The sequence below is a fragment of the Micromonospora sp. NPDC004704 genome (assembly GCF_053601675.1).
Genome location: NZ_JBSGCD010000005.1, coordinates 371,003 through 386,097, shown reverse-complemented (window position 1 = coordinate 386,097; position 15,095 = coordinate 371,003). Strand labels below are relative to the sequence as shown.

The following is a 15,095-nucleotide window of genomic DNA, read 5'->3' as shown; positions in this document are numbered from 1 at the left end:
ACGACCAACCATGCTCCCACCAGCCTCTCAGCGATCACTCCACCGAGAGGACCAACGAACGACAAGATCGATTGCTACGACCAACTGAGCACGGGGTGGTTATCGCGGCGCGCGAAGCCACACTTTCTCTACAAGAGTGGGGATCTTGAGGTGTGGCGGGTGTGTGTGACGGGCCACGGTGAGGGGGTGGTAGCGGGGTGGAGGCGGCATGCTTGGGGTCGTGCGCATCACTTCGGCCCTCGTTGACCCGGCGCTGCTCGACCTACCGTGGTCGACGCCGCTGGAGCAGTGGCCGGCCGACCACCTGGTGGCACTTCCGCAGGGTATTTCCCGGCATATCGTACGTTTCGTACGTCTCGCCAACACCGTGTACGCGGTCAAGGAAACCGGGGAACGGGTCGCCGAACGCGAGTACGACCTGCTCCGCGCCCTGGAACGGATCGACTTCCCGTCCGTGCAGGCGATCGCGATCGTCGCCGACCGGGTGGACCAGCACGGGGAGCCACTGGATCCCGTACTGATCACGAAGCATCTGCAGTTCTCACTGCCGTACCGGGCGCTGTTCTCGCACACGCTGCGCCCGGAGACGATGACCCGGCTGCTGGACGCGCTCGCCGCGCTGATCGTACGGATGCACCTGACCGGTTTCTTCTGGGGCGACTGCTCGCTGTCGAACACCCTGTTCCGCCGGGACGCCGGGGCGTTCGCCGCCTACCTGGTCGACGCCGAGACCGGCGCGTTGCGTACGCAACTGTCGAACGGGCAGCGCAGCGAGGACATCGAGATCGCGCGGGTGAACATCTTCGGCGAGGCGCTCGACCTCCAGGCGGCCGGACTGCTGCACGAGGCGATCGACCCGGAGGAGGTCGCCGACCAGGTGGTGGATCGCTACGAGCGGCTCTGGCACGAGATCACGTACGAGCAGCAGGTGGAGCGGGACGACCGGCACGACATCGAGGGCCGGATCCGGCGGCTGAACGACATGGGCTTCGACGTCGCCGAGGTGGCGATGTCCCTTGTGGACAACGGGCGGTACCTGGTCCGACCGAAGGTGGTCGACGCGGGTTACCACAGCCGGCGGCTGCTCCGGCTGACCGGGCTCGACGCCGAGGAGAACCAGGCCCGGCGCCTGCTCAACGACCTGGACACCTACCGCGCCGAGAGCGACCTGTCCGACGAGCAACAGTCCGCGCACCGCTGGCTGACCGAGGTCTTCGAACCCGTCGTACGGGCGGTGCCGGGACATCTGCGCAAGAAGCTGGAGCCGGCAGAGCTGTTCGTGCAGGTGATCGAGCACCGGTGGCGCCTGTCCGAGCAGGCCGGGCGGGACGTCGGTCTGGCACCGGCGGTGCAGTCGTTCCTCGCCGACGTACTGGTCCACCGCCCGGACGAGCAGGCCGTGCTCGGCGTACCCGTACCCGCCATCACGGCATAGGAACCACGGCGTCAGGAGTACGGCGTCGAGGTGTTGGCGCGACCGAGTGCGTCTGCCGTGCCCCATGGTCCGGGGACGCGGAGCAGGGCGATCTGTGCCAGGCCCGGCGGCAGGGCGGCGTTGACCACCAGGTGACGACCGTGCGCCTCCAGGCCGAGGACGGTACGCAGCAGCGACAGCACCGCCCCGGCCGACCAGCCCTGCGGGCTCGTGGCCGTGGGATAGCGCACCGGTGCCACCGTGAGTTCGCGGTCGTAGCCGGTGAACGCCTCCGGCAGCCGCCCCCGGAAGTAGCTGGCGGCCTCGAACATCGCCATCGCGATGGTTCCCGCCTCGGCCGCGTACCCGTACCGGCGTAGACCCTCGGCGATGATGGAGTTGTCGTACGGCCAGACGGCACCGACGTGGTAACCGACCGGATTGTGTTTCGCCTCCCCGACGGCGAGCGTGCGCACTCCCCAGCCGGAGAAGAGCCGTGGCCCGAGCAGGTGGTCGACCACGGCCCGCGCCCGATCCTGGTCGACGATGCCGCTCCAGAGCAGGTGACCCAGGTTCGACGCGAGCGCGTCCACCTGGCTGCCGTCGGCCTCCAGTGCCAGGGCGTAGTACCCCCGGTCCGGCATCCAGAAGTCCCGGTTGAACCGGTCCCGCAGCTCGGCGGCCTGCTGTTCCAGCCGGTCGGCGTACGCGGAATCGCCCCAGAGGGTACGAGCCAGCCGAGCACCGCGCATCTTCGCGTCGTACACGTAGCCCTGCACCTCGCAGGTGGCCCGGGGGAACCCGGGCAGCCGGCCGTCGGCGTAGCAGATCGCCAGCTCGGATTCCTTCCAGGACTGGTTGGGTTGCTCGCCCGCCGCCCGTGGAGGTTGGTACCAGAGGTAGCCGTCGCCGACCAGGTCACCCCACTCGTCGATCCAGCGCAGCGCCGCGCGTACCTCCTTCTCCAGCTCGCGGACCAGCGTCGCGTCGCCGGTCCAGCGCTCGTACTCGTCGAGTAGCACCACGAACAGCGGCGTCGAGTCGACCGAGCCGAAGTACCGGGCGTTCGGGGTTTCCTCGAAGGCGGCGGCCTCGTTCCACCTGGTCAGGTGGAGGATCTTCCCCGGCTGCTCCTCCCGGAAGTCGTCGAGCTTCGTTCCCTGGAAGGTTGCCAGCGTCCGGAGTGTGGTCGAGGCCAGCCCCGGCAGGTACGGCAGCGACTGGATGCTGGTGATGATGTTCTGCCGACCGACGATCGTGTTCAGCCAGGGCAGACCCGCGGCCGGATACCATCCGCTCGCGTCGAATCCCGGGAGCCGCAGCGCGGCCAGGTCGACCAGACTCCGCTGGTAAGCCTCGGTGAGCGGGTCGAAGTCGCACTCCAGCAGGGGCGCCTGGGCGACCCACTGGTCCAGTTCCTCCCGCATGCCCTCTTTTGTCCTACGGATCAGGGCATCCTTGCCATGGATGTCCTCGGCGCCCGGCGCGCGGAGGTCGGTCACCACCTGCAACTGGGTGGACCAGCTTCCCTGCGAGGGGATCCGGACGGTGAAGGTCATCCCGTCCTGGTCGATCTCCGCCGCCTCACTGGTCTGGATGATGGTCGCCCGATAAAAGTCCTCACGGACGTAGAACAGACGGAGGTAGCGGTCACCGACCTGGTGGTCGAACCGGCCCTTCTTTCCCCGTATCGAATCATCGGGTACGCCGGGCTGACTGATCATGTCGACGTCGACGAAGTCACTCGCCGCCTCCAGCCGGATCGTCACCTCGACCGACTCCTCGCCGCTGTTCAGGATGCTCAGCTTCTCCGCGAGACCGCCCACGATCGAACGGTGGCGCATCACCGAAAGGGTCGAGCTGACGTAGTGCGTCGGTTCCCCCGGCACGAGGAAGAATTTCGCCTCGAAATACTGCAGGTCGTCGACGGAGAGCGGAGTCAGGCGCTCCCCGTTGATCGTCACAACCCACTTCGACAGGAAGCGGGTGTCGAGGAAGTACAACCCGGCCGGCTCACCCGGAGCCGGGTTCACGTCTCCGTTGCGCTCGCTGACGATGTAGGTCAGCCCCTCCAGGATGGAAATCTGGTTAGCGTGCACGGTCCCGGCCGCCCTCGACGTGATGGTGCCCGCCCCTGCCGGCGACCCGTTCGGGCCCGTGCGAGTCGGGCGGGCCGGGCAGCAGGCGTTCGAAGTAGGTCAGGATTCGCTGCGACCCGTGAAACTTCAGGTCGTTCCGCATCAGGGCCGTTGTCACGTCGCCTCCGGTCACCAGCCCGTCGAAGACCGCGCCGTCGGCGACAAACACGCAGTCCGCCTCCCGCTCACCGTCGGGCCAGACCGAGATGCCGTCCTCACCGATGGTGAGATACCAGCGGGCCATGCCGTCCGGGCGGCGCAAATCGAGGCGTACGGTCGCCGAGAAGCCGCGGGGCAGCAGGTGCGCACGCTGCCGCGCCGGACCCGCGAAGTACTCCGCCGTCGGGTCCACCCATTCGCCTCCCTCTCACCTGGCCAGGCCACCCGGCCCGGTGTGGCGCCGAGCGGATACGGGTCAAAGTCAGCCTGACCCGGCAGAGGTTGCTCACGCATCACCCCGATGGGATGAGAAACGGAGCGACCAGCACGACCACCCGCCTGGTTGGTGGCGAAGTAGTTCGGCGCCCAACGGAGCTGTTCGCGCGGGTCGCGTTCAGGACTGCACGGTCACCCTGTCGACGTCCTGTGCTGTCCGAGGCCGCGGGATCCCCGGAACGAGTTCCCGCAGCGGCTTGGTCGACCATGCCGGATTGCCCGAAGCGCCCATGGCAACCGCCAGGAGGAATACGGCCACCGCCCCGATCCAGAGCCACACGTCGAAGAAGAACACCTGGGCCGCGAGCCCGACGAGCAGCACGCGCGCGGGCAGGGACCGGAAGCGCAGGTACGCGCCCAGCATGACCAGGAACAGACTGATCAGGCCGAGAAGACCGTAGTTGTACCAGAAGCTCAGATAGGTGTTGTCGAAAACCTGCGCCTGGCCGTCGTCGATCCCGGTGGTCTCCAGGTAGCGCACGTTGGCCTCGGGTCCGTGGCCGAAGACGACCGTGGACCAGTCGTCCGTGATGCCGTCCCAGACCGCGCCGATACGGGTGAAGCGCGCGTTCGCGCTGGCCGAACCGATGGGGTCGGACATGCGTGCCCCGGCCGCCCGGACCGAGTCGACGGACCGCGGAGTGGGCGTGGAGCTGTTCGGCGAAGAGGACGAAGAGGACGAGGAAGAAGGGGTGGAGGAGTGCGGGAACGGCCTGACCGCCACGAACGCGAAGGCGACCACGGCGATGGCGACCGTGGTGGCCACGCCCCGCCAGGAGATCTTGCGCCACTCGTAGAAGAGCCAGAGCACCAGGGCAAGGAACATGCCCACCCATGCGCTCCGAGTGCCCGACAGCACCAGTCCCACCAGGTTCGCGGTGAAGGGGACGTACCAGTACCTGCCCCGGAGGATCAGCGCGACGAGCGCCATTGCCATGGCGAAGGTCCCGTAGATGATGGGGTGCCCGGAGAGCCCTGCCGCCCGGGTCGGGTCGAACAGCGAGGTGTAGGTCCAGTGGTACGCGAGCTGGTCGAAGATCGGCCAGGTGCCGGAGATGCTCTGGTACTTGGCGAAGATGGCGACGGCAACGCTGAACCAGGTGAGCGCCTCGGCGATCCGGGCGATCAGCCGGGGGTCGCGGCGTGATTCCTCGATGACCCGCCAGCACAGTGCCCCGATGGCCAACAGGGGCGCGATACCGACGATAATCGGCTTGGCTCCGTGCCAGTGCAATAAGCCCGCGAGCAGCGCGGACAACGGAAGCAGGAGAACCGCCCCGAACAGCTTCGGGTCCCACCTGTCGTTTCCGTTGCGGAGCACCCCACCCCAGACGGCAAGAACAAAAAGCAGGAGCAGCAGCGTGTACGAAGGATTGGTCGGATAGCCGAAGTTGATGGTTACCGGTACGGCAAAAGCGACGACGAATATGGCCCAGGTGACCCGGGCGGGATCCTTCATCCCCCAGGCGAGCAGCGCACCGGCACCGACCGCGAGCGAGAGGTCCCACCTGCCGACGACCAGCAACGCGACCGCCAGTACGCCGAGGCCCAGGCTGAGGTAGCGCGTACGACGCGGCACGCTCTTAACCCTGTCAGTCCATACTCGCACCGTGGCATACTACGCACCGACCGGGTCACGGAGTGGACCGGTCGCGATCCTGAGCCCAGGCCAGGGACAACCGTCTCGGCATGGTCGAGCCGGTGATCACCGCAACCGCCGTGTTCGGGGCCACGCCCGAGTTTCCCGCCCGGTCACCCAGCCAGCATGATCCGGCTTCCGGACGTTCACCGGACGCCACGGAACGGCCGGAATCCTGCGCTTCCGACGGCCGCCGAATTGCTCCGGCAATCTCCGGGAAACAATAAGCCGGACTCGGCCGTGTTCTTTTGCTCCGTACCCGACCCTCGCGCCTGCCCGATGAGCGCCGGTCGCGTCCATCGGGCAGACCGAAATCGTGTGGGCGTCAGCCGATCGCCGGTGCCGCCACCGGATCCCGGCCGATCTCCGATCCCGGTCGACCGGCCGGCGGGACGGTGTTCCCGGCCGGCGTGACCGTGTTCTCCGCCGGCACGTCCCCCGTCGGGCGACCACCACCGCCGCGTGGCGCCGCGTCGTCGGGACGGTCGCGCAGGGCACGCGGCGTCCAGTCCTTGAGCCGCAGCGCCTGCTTCTCCACCAGATGCCAGGAGATCATCGCGAGTACGGTGCTGATCAGCGCGCTGACCACGAAGAAGCCGACGAGGCCGATGGCCTGCACCCCGGCCTTGGCCATCACCTGCTGCACCACGAACGAGTAGATGTAGACGCCGTACGAGTAGTCGTTGGTCTGCCCGACCCGGTGCAGCACCTTCGGCAGCCGCACCGCGAGCCAGAGGATGGCGTACGCGTAGGCGAGCAGACCCGGGCCGAGCACCGCCCCGTCGTAGGCGAACCAGCCGAACACCGCGAGCGCGAGTACGCCGAGTAGATCGTTGACCGGCAGCCGGTCGGCGTACAGCTCGGCGACTCCGCCGACGAGGAACATGAAGCCGTACCAGAGGAGGTAGCTCTTCTGGAGCGCGCCCAGCAGCGGCAGCGGGCCGATCGCGCCCGTCATCCCGATTCCCGGGCCACCGCTGTGTTGTTGGTAGTAGTTCCAGCAGAGCACGCCGAACACGGCGACCGCGAAGAGCAGCGGGAGCCAGCGGAGTTGCCGGCGCAGGATGGCGAGAGCGGCCAGGGCGGCCACCACGAGGTAGCAGAAGATCTCGTACGCGAGGGTCCAGAGCGATCCGTTGAGGGTGTTGCCACCCTGCCACCGCCAGTACGGGGTGTCGCCCACCAGCAGGTCGGAGATGCCCAACTGCCGGAGTCCGCCCCACCAGTTGAGCTTCAGGTAGTCGACCACACCGACACCCGGAGTCCGCCACAGTCCGTCGAGCGTGCCGTGCCGCTGGTGGTACAGCACGGGTGCGACGACCAGGCCGGTGAACAGGAGGCACACCCACAGGCCGGGCCAGATTCGCAGGGCCCGGTGCCAGAGGAATCGGGGGATCGAACCGCGCCGGGCGCTGCGGGTGATGAGGAATCCGGAGACCACGAAGAAACCGGCCACCGCCAGGGCGCCGATGTCGATCCGTTGCAGGAACGGACGTCCGAAACCGAGCGCGGCCGAGTGGGACAGCACCACGGCGAGCGCGAACGCGAGCCGGAGGAACCCGAAACTGTTCGCGCGTCCGGCATATGCCTTGCCCAACGGCACCGACATCGTCGATCGTCGCGCAGCGCGTTGCAGGAGAGGAAGCAAGGGAGACCGTCCTAGCGAGGGAGCCCGAGGGCTGACAGCATCCCACAAGCCCCGGATCCCGTACGCGGGGCCGTTTCAGCCGGGGCTGCCGGCGGGAAACGGCGGCTGGGTCGGCAGTGCCGGTGGTTCCGGGTCGACCACCGGCGGGTTCGCCTGCTTCAGCAGTGCGCTCAGCGCCGCCCGGCGGACCACCACCAGGAGCCGGTCCCCGGCACCGAGCCGGTGCGTACGCGACGGGGACCAGAGCAGGTTCGGCTGCCCGGCCTGGGTCAGCCCGATCACCCGTACGCCGGCGGCCTGGTCGACCTGGACGAGTTCGCGGCCGATCAGCGCAGCGCCCTCGGTGATCGGGACCTCGGCGACCAGCAGCGCGTGCCGGCTGATCGGGATGGTCGCGATCATCTCGCGGTTGAGCAGGGCGGCGGCGAACGACGGCGCGGCCAGGTACGACACGCTCCGGGAAATGTTGATGTTGAACGCCTTCTGGATCCGGTCGGCGAGGTCACCGTCGTACAGGCGAAGCACCACCCGCAGGTCGGACTTGGCCGCCCGGGCGTTCAACGCTGCCTGGAGGTTGGTGACGTCGTCGGTGGAGACCACCACCAGGGCCTGGCAGGTGGCCACCGAGGCTGCCTCCAGGATCTCCTCCCGGGCGCCGTCGCCGACGATCAGCGGGATGTTCAACCGGCGGGCGACGGTCGCTCCCCGCGCCTCCGGGTCCTTGTCGACCGCGACCACCTCGATGCCGAGGTCGTGGAGCTGCCACATGACCCTGGTTCCGACGTTGCCGAGCCCGACCACCACCACGTGTCCCTCGCGGGGGCGACGCACGCGGCTGTCGTCGAGCGCCAGCCGGGCGTTGACCATGCCGTCGACCACGGCGGCGGTGATCAGCGGGATCAGCGCCAGCCCGGCGAGGTTCAGCACCACCTGCATGACCTTCACGGACGCGGTTTTCCCGGGGTCCGCGTCGGCACCGCTGATCGTGGTCAACAGCGCGACGTAGAGGGCCTCGGCGATGCTGACGTCTTCGGCGTGGGCGAGCAGGAAGCCGAACACCAGGATGATCCCGAGCACCGCGAGGGTGGCGATGCCGATCTTGCGGGTGGCGAACGAGCGCAGGGCCCGCCAGAACACCGCGGTCGGGCGTCGCTGGCGGCGGCGGGCCCGCTTGATCCGGCGCGCGGCCACCTCCGTACCGGGCGGTTGGCCGGTCGCCTCGGCCAGCACCAGGTCGGCCTGGGACTCGTCCGTTGGCAGGATCCGTACATGCCGGGGGTCGGTGGTGTCGGCCAGGCCGCACACCACGTGCTCCGGGCGTACGTCGGTGCGCCGGGCCACGGTCATGGTCCGGCCCCGGTACCGGAAGTGGGTCGGGGTCACCGCGCCGAGTGCCGCCGCAACGAAGGTGGGTGCGGCCATCGAGGCGTCGGAGAGCACCGCGCAGTCCGCGAAGAGCGGCCGTACGCTGTTGCCGAGCCCGGTGTTGAACATGCGCAGGACCAGCCGCAGCCGGGGTTCGACCTCCTGTGCGCAGAGGGCGGCGTGGATGTTGCCGACGTCGTCCTGGTGCATCAGGGCCAGCCCGTGCGCCCCGGCCAGCGCGGCCGTCCGGAAGGTCTCCTCGTCGAGCCGATCGGCCGAGATCACCCGTACCCCCCGGATCGCGCGGATGTCCGGGCCGTCCGCCCGGCGACGGGTCGGGACGATCACGGTTACCCGTACCGACTCGGCCAGCAGTGCGTTGACCAGATGGATGGCCAGGGCGTCCTGGCCGCAGACAACATAGTGGGGACGGCCCTCGTTGGTCCGCAGCCCGTCGCGAAGTCGGGTCTCGACCGCGCGCCGGGCCCGATTGCGCCACGGGTCCGCCATGCCCGGATCGTAGCCACCACGATCATCCATCGCTGCCCGCCGAACCGTCGCCGGGCGTGGGCGATCGGTTATCCGGGCGTGCGGGCGCCGGTCGCGGGTAGTGGAGTGGAATGCAGACGTTCCTGCCGTACCCGGATTTCGGGGACAGTGCCCGGTCACTGGATCCGCTGAGGCTGGGCAAGCAACGGGTCGAGGCGCTCCAGGTGCTGCGCGGGCTGACCTGGCCCCGGTACGGCTGGCGGCACCATCCGGCGGTCAAGATGTGGGCCGGGTACGAGGAGGCACTGGTCCGGTACGGGCTGGACATCTGCGACGTGTGGACCGCCACCGGTCGGGCGGACACCGTCGCCGGCACCCTGATGGTGGACCTGACCGCCGCCTGCGGCATCGACCGGGTACGTTCCCAGCCCGAGCTGGCCGCCGCCGGTGAGTTGCCGCCCTGGCTCGGCCGGGAGGACCTGCACCTGAGCCACCGGGTGTCGCTGCTGCGCAAGGACCCGGACTTCTACCGCCCCCGCTTCGGCGACCTGCCGCCCGACCTCCCGTACGTCTGGCCGCCGTCGGACCGCCCACCCGCCTGCCGCCCCCCGGAGTAGGGACTGGAGTAGGGGTTTGTACCGGAAGGGTCTCCTCCTGACCCCGGAAAAGGGGGACACTGACTGCGCTTGCATCGGAAGGGATCCATGGAGCTGTCGCGAGGGTTGGGCCGTTTGCTCGGCGTACACCCGGTCCGGGTCGATCCCGAGGGCGGCGCCGTCGGTACGCCCCGAGCGCCGAACGGGGTCGACGCGCTGGTGGTCGGCGGCGGGATAGCCGGCATTTCGGCCGCCGTGGTGCTCGCCGAACGTGGCGTACGGGTGACCGTGCTGGAGGCCCGGCCGACCCTGGGCGGGCGCCTGGCGGCCTGGCCGGACCGACTCGCCGACGGCACCGCCCAGGGCGTCGACCACGGTTTCCACGCGTTCTTCCGGCAGTACTACAACTGGCGGGCGATCCTGCGCCGGATCGATCCCGCGTTGGGGTTCCTGCGTCCGGTGCCCGGTTATCCGGTCCTTTCGGCGGACTGGCCGACCGAGGAGTTCGCCCGGCTGCCGAGTGCGCCGCCGCTGAACCTGCTCGCCCTGATCGCCCGCAGCCCCAGCCTCCGTCTGCGCGATCTGCGCACTATGGACGGAAATGCGGCGCTGCCGCTGCTGGCGTACCACCCGGAGCGGAGTTACGCCGAACTCGACCGGACCACCGCCGCCCACCTGCTCGACTCGCTGCGCCTGCCGGACCGGGCGCGGGCGATGCTCTTCGAGGTGTTCGCGCACTCGTTCTTCAACCACGAGCACGACATGTCCGCCGCCGAGCTGGTCGCGAACTTCCACTTCTACCTGCTCGGCAACGCCGAGGGGCTGGCCTTCGACGCCCCGGACCGGGACTACGACGCGGCGATCTGGCGCCCGCTGGCCGCGTACCTGCGGGTCGTGGGGGGAAAGGTGCACACCGGGACGCCGGTGACCGGGATCAACCGGCGGGACGGTGGCGGCTGGCAGGTCACCGCCGGTGACAGCGATTATCGGGCCGAGTTCCTGGTGCTCGCGGTCGACCCGCCGGCCCTGCGCGACCTGCTCGCCGCCGCACCGGAACTCGCCGCCGAGGCGCCGGACCTCGCCGCCCGGGTCGCCGCGTCCGCACCCGGTCCCCCGTACGCGGTCGCGCGGTACTGGCTGGCCGGGGACGTGGCACCGGACCGGGCGGTGTTCAGCGGGGTGTCCCGGCAGCCGACGCTCGACTCGGTGACGCTCTACCACCGGCTGGAGGCCGGGGCCCGGGACTGGGCCGACCGGACCGGGGGCGCGGTGGTTGAACTGCACGCGTACGCCTGCGCGGAGGATCTGCCGGCGGAGGAACTGGCGATGCGGATGCGGGCCGAGTTGATCGGGCTCTGGCCGGAGGTGGCCCGACTGCCCGTGGTGGAGCTGCGGGCGCGGGTGGAGCGGCAGGCCCCCTCGTTCCGCCCCGGCGGTCACGCCGACCGCCCGACCGTGCTCACCGATGCCGACGGGCTCTTCCTGGCCGGTGACGGGATCCGGACCGACCTGCCGAGCGCGCTGATGGAACGGGCCGCCGTGACCGGCATCCTGGCCGCGAACCGGATCCTGCGCCGGTGCGGTACGGCACCCGAACCGCTCTGGTCCGTACGCCGACGCGGCCTGCTCGCCAAACCCTGACGAATTCTGATCAAATCCGTTGCCGCTCGGCGGTGTACGCAATTACCGTTTACGCAGTCAGGGACAACCACCGAGCGAGGGGTCGGCATGAGGGTGACAGGCGTCAGCGCGATGCGGTTCCGACCGCTCGTCGCCGCCCTGCCCCACCACAGCCGGCCCACCTGTTGGTACGCGGACGGTACGGAACACGAGCTGGACGGGCCTCGCGGCTGACATCGACGTCGACACCGCGACCCAGCCGCCCACCCAGCACGTACGGGATCCGGGCGGCTTTCTGTATCCGTAACCGCCGACGAGAAGTCGCCGGTCGATCCATTCCACCTCGAGACCCACGAATGACGAATCGAAAGGAGGACCCGGTGGACGCGGTGCTCGTCATCAACGCCGACCTCGGCCCACTACACAAAGTCAGTGTCCAGCACGCGATCCGGATGCTCTGTCGCCGGGTCGCCGAGATTCACGAGGCGGAGCCCGACCGGCGGATCGGGGTCTTCCCGATGCCCCGGGTGGTCCGCCTGGTCCGGTACGTGGTGACCCGCTGGCGGTTCAGCTCGGGTCCGGCCTGGTCCCGGTCCGGGGTGCACCTGCGCGACGGCAGCCGGTGCGCCTACTGCACGGCGCGGGCGACGACCATCGACCACGTCCTGCCCCGCTCCCGAGGTGGACGGAACACCTGGAAGAACACCGTCGCGGCCTGTTACGCCTGCAACCAGCGCAAGGGCGACCGTACGCCGGCCGAGGCGGGGATGCCGCTGCGGTACGAGCCGACGGTCCCCGGCTGGGCGGCACTGGTACGCCTCTGACCGGGCCGGGGGCAGGTCCGTCAGCGTATATTGACGGCGTGTCGGACGAACCGCTCCGGGAACTGCTCGAACTCAGCACCGGCCCCGATCCGCTGGAGAGCCTGCGGGCGGCGGCCGGGTTGCGCCGTGGGGTCGAGCGGATGGAGGCGGTGCTCGTACGCCGGGCGCGGGTGGCCGGTGCCTCCTGGGCTCAGGTGGCCGAGGCGCTCGGTGTCTCCAAACAGGCCGCCCACCGCAAGTACGGCGGCGGCGGGCTCTTCCGCCAGGAGCCGTAGCCGACTCGGGAAGAGCGAGGAAGGGTCCCTCGTCATCGGATTCCGATGCACCAGGGACCCTTCCCAACCACTCTCGACCGCTAGCTCACGTGGTCGGTCAGCGCACCACGGGGCGTCGGGGACGCCGGGTGAGGGCGAACCCGACCACCCCGGCAACCGCGGCCAGTACGCCACCGGCGGCGGTCCAGATCCACCGGGACGAGAACCCGTCGAACCACCCGTCGAACCAACCGAAGAAGAAGCCTTCGTCCTCGTTCGCGGCCTGGGCGGCGGGGTCGGGGCTGACACTCGTACTCGGGGTGACGGCGGTCCCGCCGGCCGGCACGATCGCTCCGGGCTGCACCGCCGGTACGAGCGGCGTCTTCAGGTCACCGTCCTCGGGCGTGATGTTGTCGTCGTCCGATGCCCCGACCAGCAGCGCCACCTGGATCGGCAGGCCGAGGTCCTGTTCCGGCAGGTCGGTGGTGGACAGCCGGACGTAGTAGGTGCCGGGCAGCGGGTCACCGGACCACGGCTCGGCCCACGCCCGGACCTGGCGCAGGGTGCAGTTGAGCGCCACCGTCGTCTCGGTGGCCGGGACCGTCGGGGCCTGGGCTCCGGCGGTGCACGCCTGCCGGCGTCGCAACCCGTCGAAGACGTCGACCGCCCAGGTGGACGGCCCGTGCCGGTCCGCCGAAGGGGGCAGCGTCACGTTGATCGCGATGTCGTTGGTCTGCCCGGACGAGGCCGAGAACGACCAGTAGAGGTAGTCGCCGGTGGATCCGGCGACGTTGACCGGCTGGCCGGCGCCGATGCCGGTGGCGGTCAGGAACGAGGTGCCGGCCTTGGTGACGGTGACCGCGCCGGGTGACGGGGTCGGCAGCGGGGACGCCGGTGCGGCCACCGCAGCGCCGGCCGGAAGCAGGATCCCGGCGGCCACGGCGAGCACGGTCGCGCCGATCCGGCTCGTCGTCTCGGTCCGGGGCATCAGTTCTCCCTCCAGGTGGCGACCCACCAGCGGGTCAACCAGCCGGCGATCAGGCCGGTGAGCAGACCGGCGATGGTCAGCAGGGCCAGCAGCACCCAGCCTCGACCGAGGCCGGGACTGTTCGGGGCGGGCGAGAAGTCGACCACATCGATGGTCAGCTCGACCGGCATGCCGGGGACCTGGGTGGAGGCGTTCTGGGCGGAGAAGGAGTTGCTGACCACCAGGCAGACGGTGGGGGTCTCGGCGACCGTGGTGGCCCCCTCGGTCGGCTCCTCGCTCGGTTCCTCGTCCGGCTCCGACGCCGACCAGCGCAGGCCGGTGGAGAGTACGTCCGTACGACCGCTGCCCGCGTCGGTGCCGCGTACGAGTTCCCGGCCGTCGGCGGCGGTGGCCCGCAGCAGTACGCCGTAGTCGCGGTTGAGCGGGCGGTCCAGGGCCACGCTCACCGAGGCGCGGAGTTCCTGGTCGGCCCGGACCGGCACCCGGTAGTAGCGGTGCTCGGAGAACTTCTCCCGGTCGGTGTAGACACCGGGACTGAGGATCGGCGCGTCGGCGCACGCACCGGTGCCGGTGACCAGCGCCGGGGTCTGGGTGTAGGTGTCGTTCGCCCGGTCGACCAGTTGTTTGATCCGGTCGCTGAGCTGCTCCACGCTGTTCGCCGAGGTGTACGTTCCGCCGGTCGCGGCGGCGATGCAGACGAGCTGCTTGCGTACCTTCTCGTCCGGGGCCAGGCCGAGCGTGTCGACGACCAGGTGGGTGCCCTGGGCGGCGAGTTCACGGGCGACCTCGCACGGGTCCGGCGGCGCGCAGGTGTCCTCGCCGTCGGTGATGAGCACGATCCGGCGGGTCGTCCCACCGGTGCCGAGATCCTGGGCGGCGCCGCGCAGCGCGAGCCCGACCGGGGTGAATCCGGTGGGGCGCAACCCGGCGATCGCGGCCTTGGCCTGTTCCCGGTTGACCGGGCCGACCGGGACGATCTGCTGGGTGTCCTGGCAGCCGATCTTCTTGTCGTCGCCGGGGTAGGTGGCGCCGAGCACCCGGATGCCGAGTTCGGTCTCGTCGGGGAGGGCGTCCACCACCTCGTGGAACGCCTCCTGTGCGACGGCGATCCGGGTGCGGCCGTCGATGTCGTTGGCTCGCATCGACCCGCTCACATCGAGCACAAGCTCCACTTTGGGCGGCTCGGAGGTGGGTTCACCGGCCGAGGCCGGCGGAATACCAAGTGGCGTAAGGGCGGCCAGCAGTCCTAAGAGGACCGCTATGGACCGTCTCATGATGATCACGCCGCGATCCTAGTGAGGACCGAACGGGCGATCTCCGTGGTATCGACCGAATCCGACAGCCGGTAACGTTTGCCGCGCGACGCCCGCGCGCGGGCGTCGACCGGCCGTCAGTTGTCGCTGGTCGCGGCCCAGCTCGCGGCGGCGATGCAGAGCAGCAGGACGATGCCGCCCTTGCTGACCGCGATCCGGATCAACACCCAGGCCGCCTTGCGCATGCCGGGGACGCTCGCCCTGGTCTTGCGGTAGTCGACCCAGGATCGCCGGGCGACGGCGTACGCGATGCCGGCGGTGAGCCCGAGCACCACACCGATCGCCAACATGGCTGCCGTGAGTGAGCGTTCCACCAGGTCAGTGTGGTAGCGCTGGACGAATAGGCACTATCCCCCGTTCGGTGCAAATAGT

14 protein-coding genes are annotated in these 15,095 nt (G+C 69.7%); 6 read left to right on the top strand and 8 right to left on the bottom strand.

All coding sequences use genetic code 11. The features are described from left to right. Window positions 1-208 precede the first annotated feature (208 nt). A complete protein-coding gene (locus ACWEFB_RS09965) occupies window positions 209-1,435 on the top strand; it encodes a DUF4032 domain-containing protein (protein WP_452284036.1) in 1,227 nt (408 codons plus the stop codon). Between the two features lie 11 nt (window positions 1,436-1,446). Here ACWEFB_RS09965 and ACWEFB_RS09960 read toward each other — a convergent pair whose 3' ends face one another. From ACWEFB_RS09960 to ACWEFB_RS09940, 5 genes are all read right to left on the bottom strand, one after another. Continuing rightward, window positions 1,447-3,513 carry an amylo-alpha-1,6-glucosidase gene (locus tag ACWEFB_RS09960; RefSeq protein WP_452284034.1) on the bottom strand — a complete coding sequence of 689 codons (2,067 nt, stop codon included), beginning with the start codon at window positions 3,511-3,513 and terminating at the stop codon, window positions 1,447-1,449. Continuing rightward, window positions 3,503-3,904: an SCP2 sterol-binding domain-containing protein gene (locus ACWEFB_RS09955; protein ID WP_452284032.1), complete on the bottom strand. Its 402-nt coding sequence runs from the start codon at window positions 3,902-3,904 to the stop codon at window positions 3,503-3,505. The genes ACWEFB_RS09960 and ACWEFB_RS09955 overlap by 11 nt, the downstream gene beginning before the upstream one ends. A gap of 201 nt (window positions 3,905-4,105) precedes the next feature. Then, window positions 4,106-5,566, bottom strand: coding sequence for an O-antigen ligase family protein (locus tag ACWEFB_RS09950; protein WP_452284030.1), 1,461 nt, complete (start codon window positions 5,564-5,566; stop codon window positions 4,106-4,108). 385 nt (window positions 5,567-5,951) lie between these two features. Then, window positions 5,952-7,235 (bottom strand): acyltransferase family protein, encoded by a 1,284-nt coding sequence (locus tag ACWEFB_RS09945; protein WP_452284028.1) that lies wholly within the window; start codon window positions 7,233-7,235, stop codon window positions 5,952-5,954. 114 nt (window positions 7,236-7,349) lie between these two features. Further along, complete coding sequence (locus tag ACWEFB_RS09940; RefSeq protein WP_452284026.1) at window positions 7,350-9,149, bottom strand: potassium channel family protein; 1,800 nt, start codon at window positions 9,147-9,149, stop codon at window positions 7,350-7,352. A gap of 110 nt (window positions 9,150-9,259) precedes the next feature. On the opposite strand from ACWEFB_RS09940, the gene ACWEFB_RS09935 reads away from it, so the two are divergent. The 5 genes from ACWEFB_RS09935 (at window position 9,260) to ACWEFB_RS09915 (ending at window position 12,443) form a co-directional block, all read left to right on the top strand. Further along, window positions 9,260-9,745: an MSMEG_6728 family protein gene (locus ACWEFB_RS09935; protein ID WP_452284024.1), complete on the top strand. Its 486-nt coding sequence runs from the start codon at window positions 9,260-9,262 to the stop codon at window positions 9,743-9,745. Between the two features lie 87 nt (window positions 9,746-9,832). Continuing rightward, window positions 9,833-11,365: a hydroxysqualene dehydroxylase gene (locus ACWEFB_RS09930; protein ID WP_452284022.1), complete on the top strand. Its 1,533-nt coding sequence runs from the start codon at window positions 9,833-9,835 to the stop codon at window positions 11,363-11,365. 87 nt (window positions 11,366-11,452) lie between these two features. Continuing rightward, on the top strand, window positions 11,453-11,578 hold the full coding sequence (locus tag ACWEFB_RS09925) for a hypothetical protein (RefSeq protein ID WP_326562263.1): 126 nt from the start codon (window positions 11,453-11,455) through the stop codon (window positions 11,576-11,578). A gap of 146 nt (window positions 11,579-11,724) precedes the next feature. Next, a complete protein-coding gene (locus ACWEFB_RS09920) occupies window positions 11,725-12,168 on the top strand; it encodes an HNH endonuclease (RefSeq protein WP_452284019.1) in 444 nt (147 codons plus the stop codon). Between the two features lie 38 nt (window positions 12,169-12,206). Further along, the gene (locus ACWEFB_RS09915) at window positions 12,207-12,443 is read left to right on the top strand and encodes an RNA polymerase subunit sigma-70 (RefSeq protein ID WP_442792100.1); all 237 of its coding nucleotides are present in this window, start codon (window positions 12,207-12,209) and stop codon (window positions 12,441-12,443) included. Between the two features lie 97 nt (window positions 12,444-12,540). Here the strand turns inward: ACWEFB_RS09915 and ACWEFB_RS09910 are convergent, their stop codons facing one another. From ACWEFB_RS09910 to ACWEFB_RS09900, 3 genes are all read right to left on the bottom strand, one after another. Continuing rightward, on the bottom strand, window positions 12,541-13,410 hold the full coding sequence (locus ACWEFB_RS09910) for a peptidase (RefSeq protein ID WP_452284017.1): 870 nt from the start codon (window positions 13,408-13,410) through the stop codon (window positions 12,541-12,543). Beyond that, window positions 13,410-14,693, bottom strand: coding sequence for a VWA domain-containing protein (locus ACWEFB_RS09905; protein WP_326562260.1), 1,284 nt, complete (start codon window positions 14,691-14,693; stop codon window positions 13,410-13,412). The genes ACWEFB_RS09910 and ACWEFB_RS09905 overlap by 1 nt, the downstream gene beginning before the upstream one ends. 107 nt (window positions 14,694-14,800) lie before the next feature. Continuing rightward, window positions 14,801-15,037 (bottom strand): hypothetical protein, encoded by a 237-nt coding sequence (locus ACWEFB_RS09900; RefSeq protein WP_452284015.1) that lies wholly within the window; start codon window positions 15,035-15,037, stop codon window positions 14,801-14,803. Between the last annotated feature and the right edge of the window lie 58 nt (window positions 15,038-15,095).

What these genes read in the sequence shown, in the direction of transcription:
- ACWEFB_RS09940 (WP_452284026.1), bottom strand. Translation starts at nt 9,149, where the DNA reads ATGGCGGACCCGTGGCGCAATCGGGCCCGGCGCGCGGTCGAGACCCGA.
- ACWEFB_RS09930 (WP_452284022.1), top strand. Translation starts at nt 9,833, where the DNA reads ATGGAGCTGTCGCGAGGGTTGGGCCGTTTGCTCGGCGTACACCCGGTC.
- ACWEFB_RS09945 (WP_452284028.1), bottom strand. Translation starts at nt 7,235, where the DNA reads ATGTCGGTGCCGTTGGGCAAGGCATATGCCGGACGCGCGAACAGTTTC.
- ACWEFB_RS09965 (WP_452284036.1), top strand. Translation starts at nt 209, where the DNA reads ATGCTTGGGGTCGTGCGCATCACTTCGGCCCTCGTTGACCCGGCGCTG.
- ACWEFB_RS09935 (WP_452284024.1), top strand. Translation starts at nt 9,260, where the DNA reads ATGCAGACGTTCCTGCCGTACCCGGATTTCGGGGACAGTGCCCGGTCA.
- ACWEFB_RS09925 (WP_326562263.1), top strand. Translation starts at nt 11,453, where the DNA reads ATGAGGGTGACAGGCGTCAGCGCGATGCGGTTCCGACCGCTCGTCGCC.
- ACWEFB_RS09910 (WP_452284017.1), bottom strand. Translation starts at nt 13,410, where the DNA reads ATGCCCCGGACCGAGACGACGAGCCGGATCGGCGCGACCGTGCTCGCC.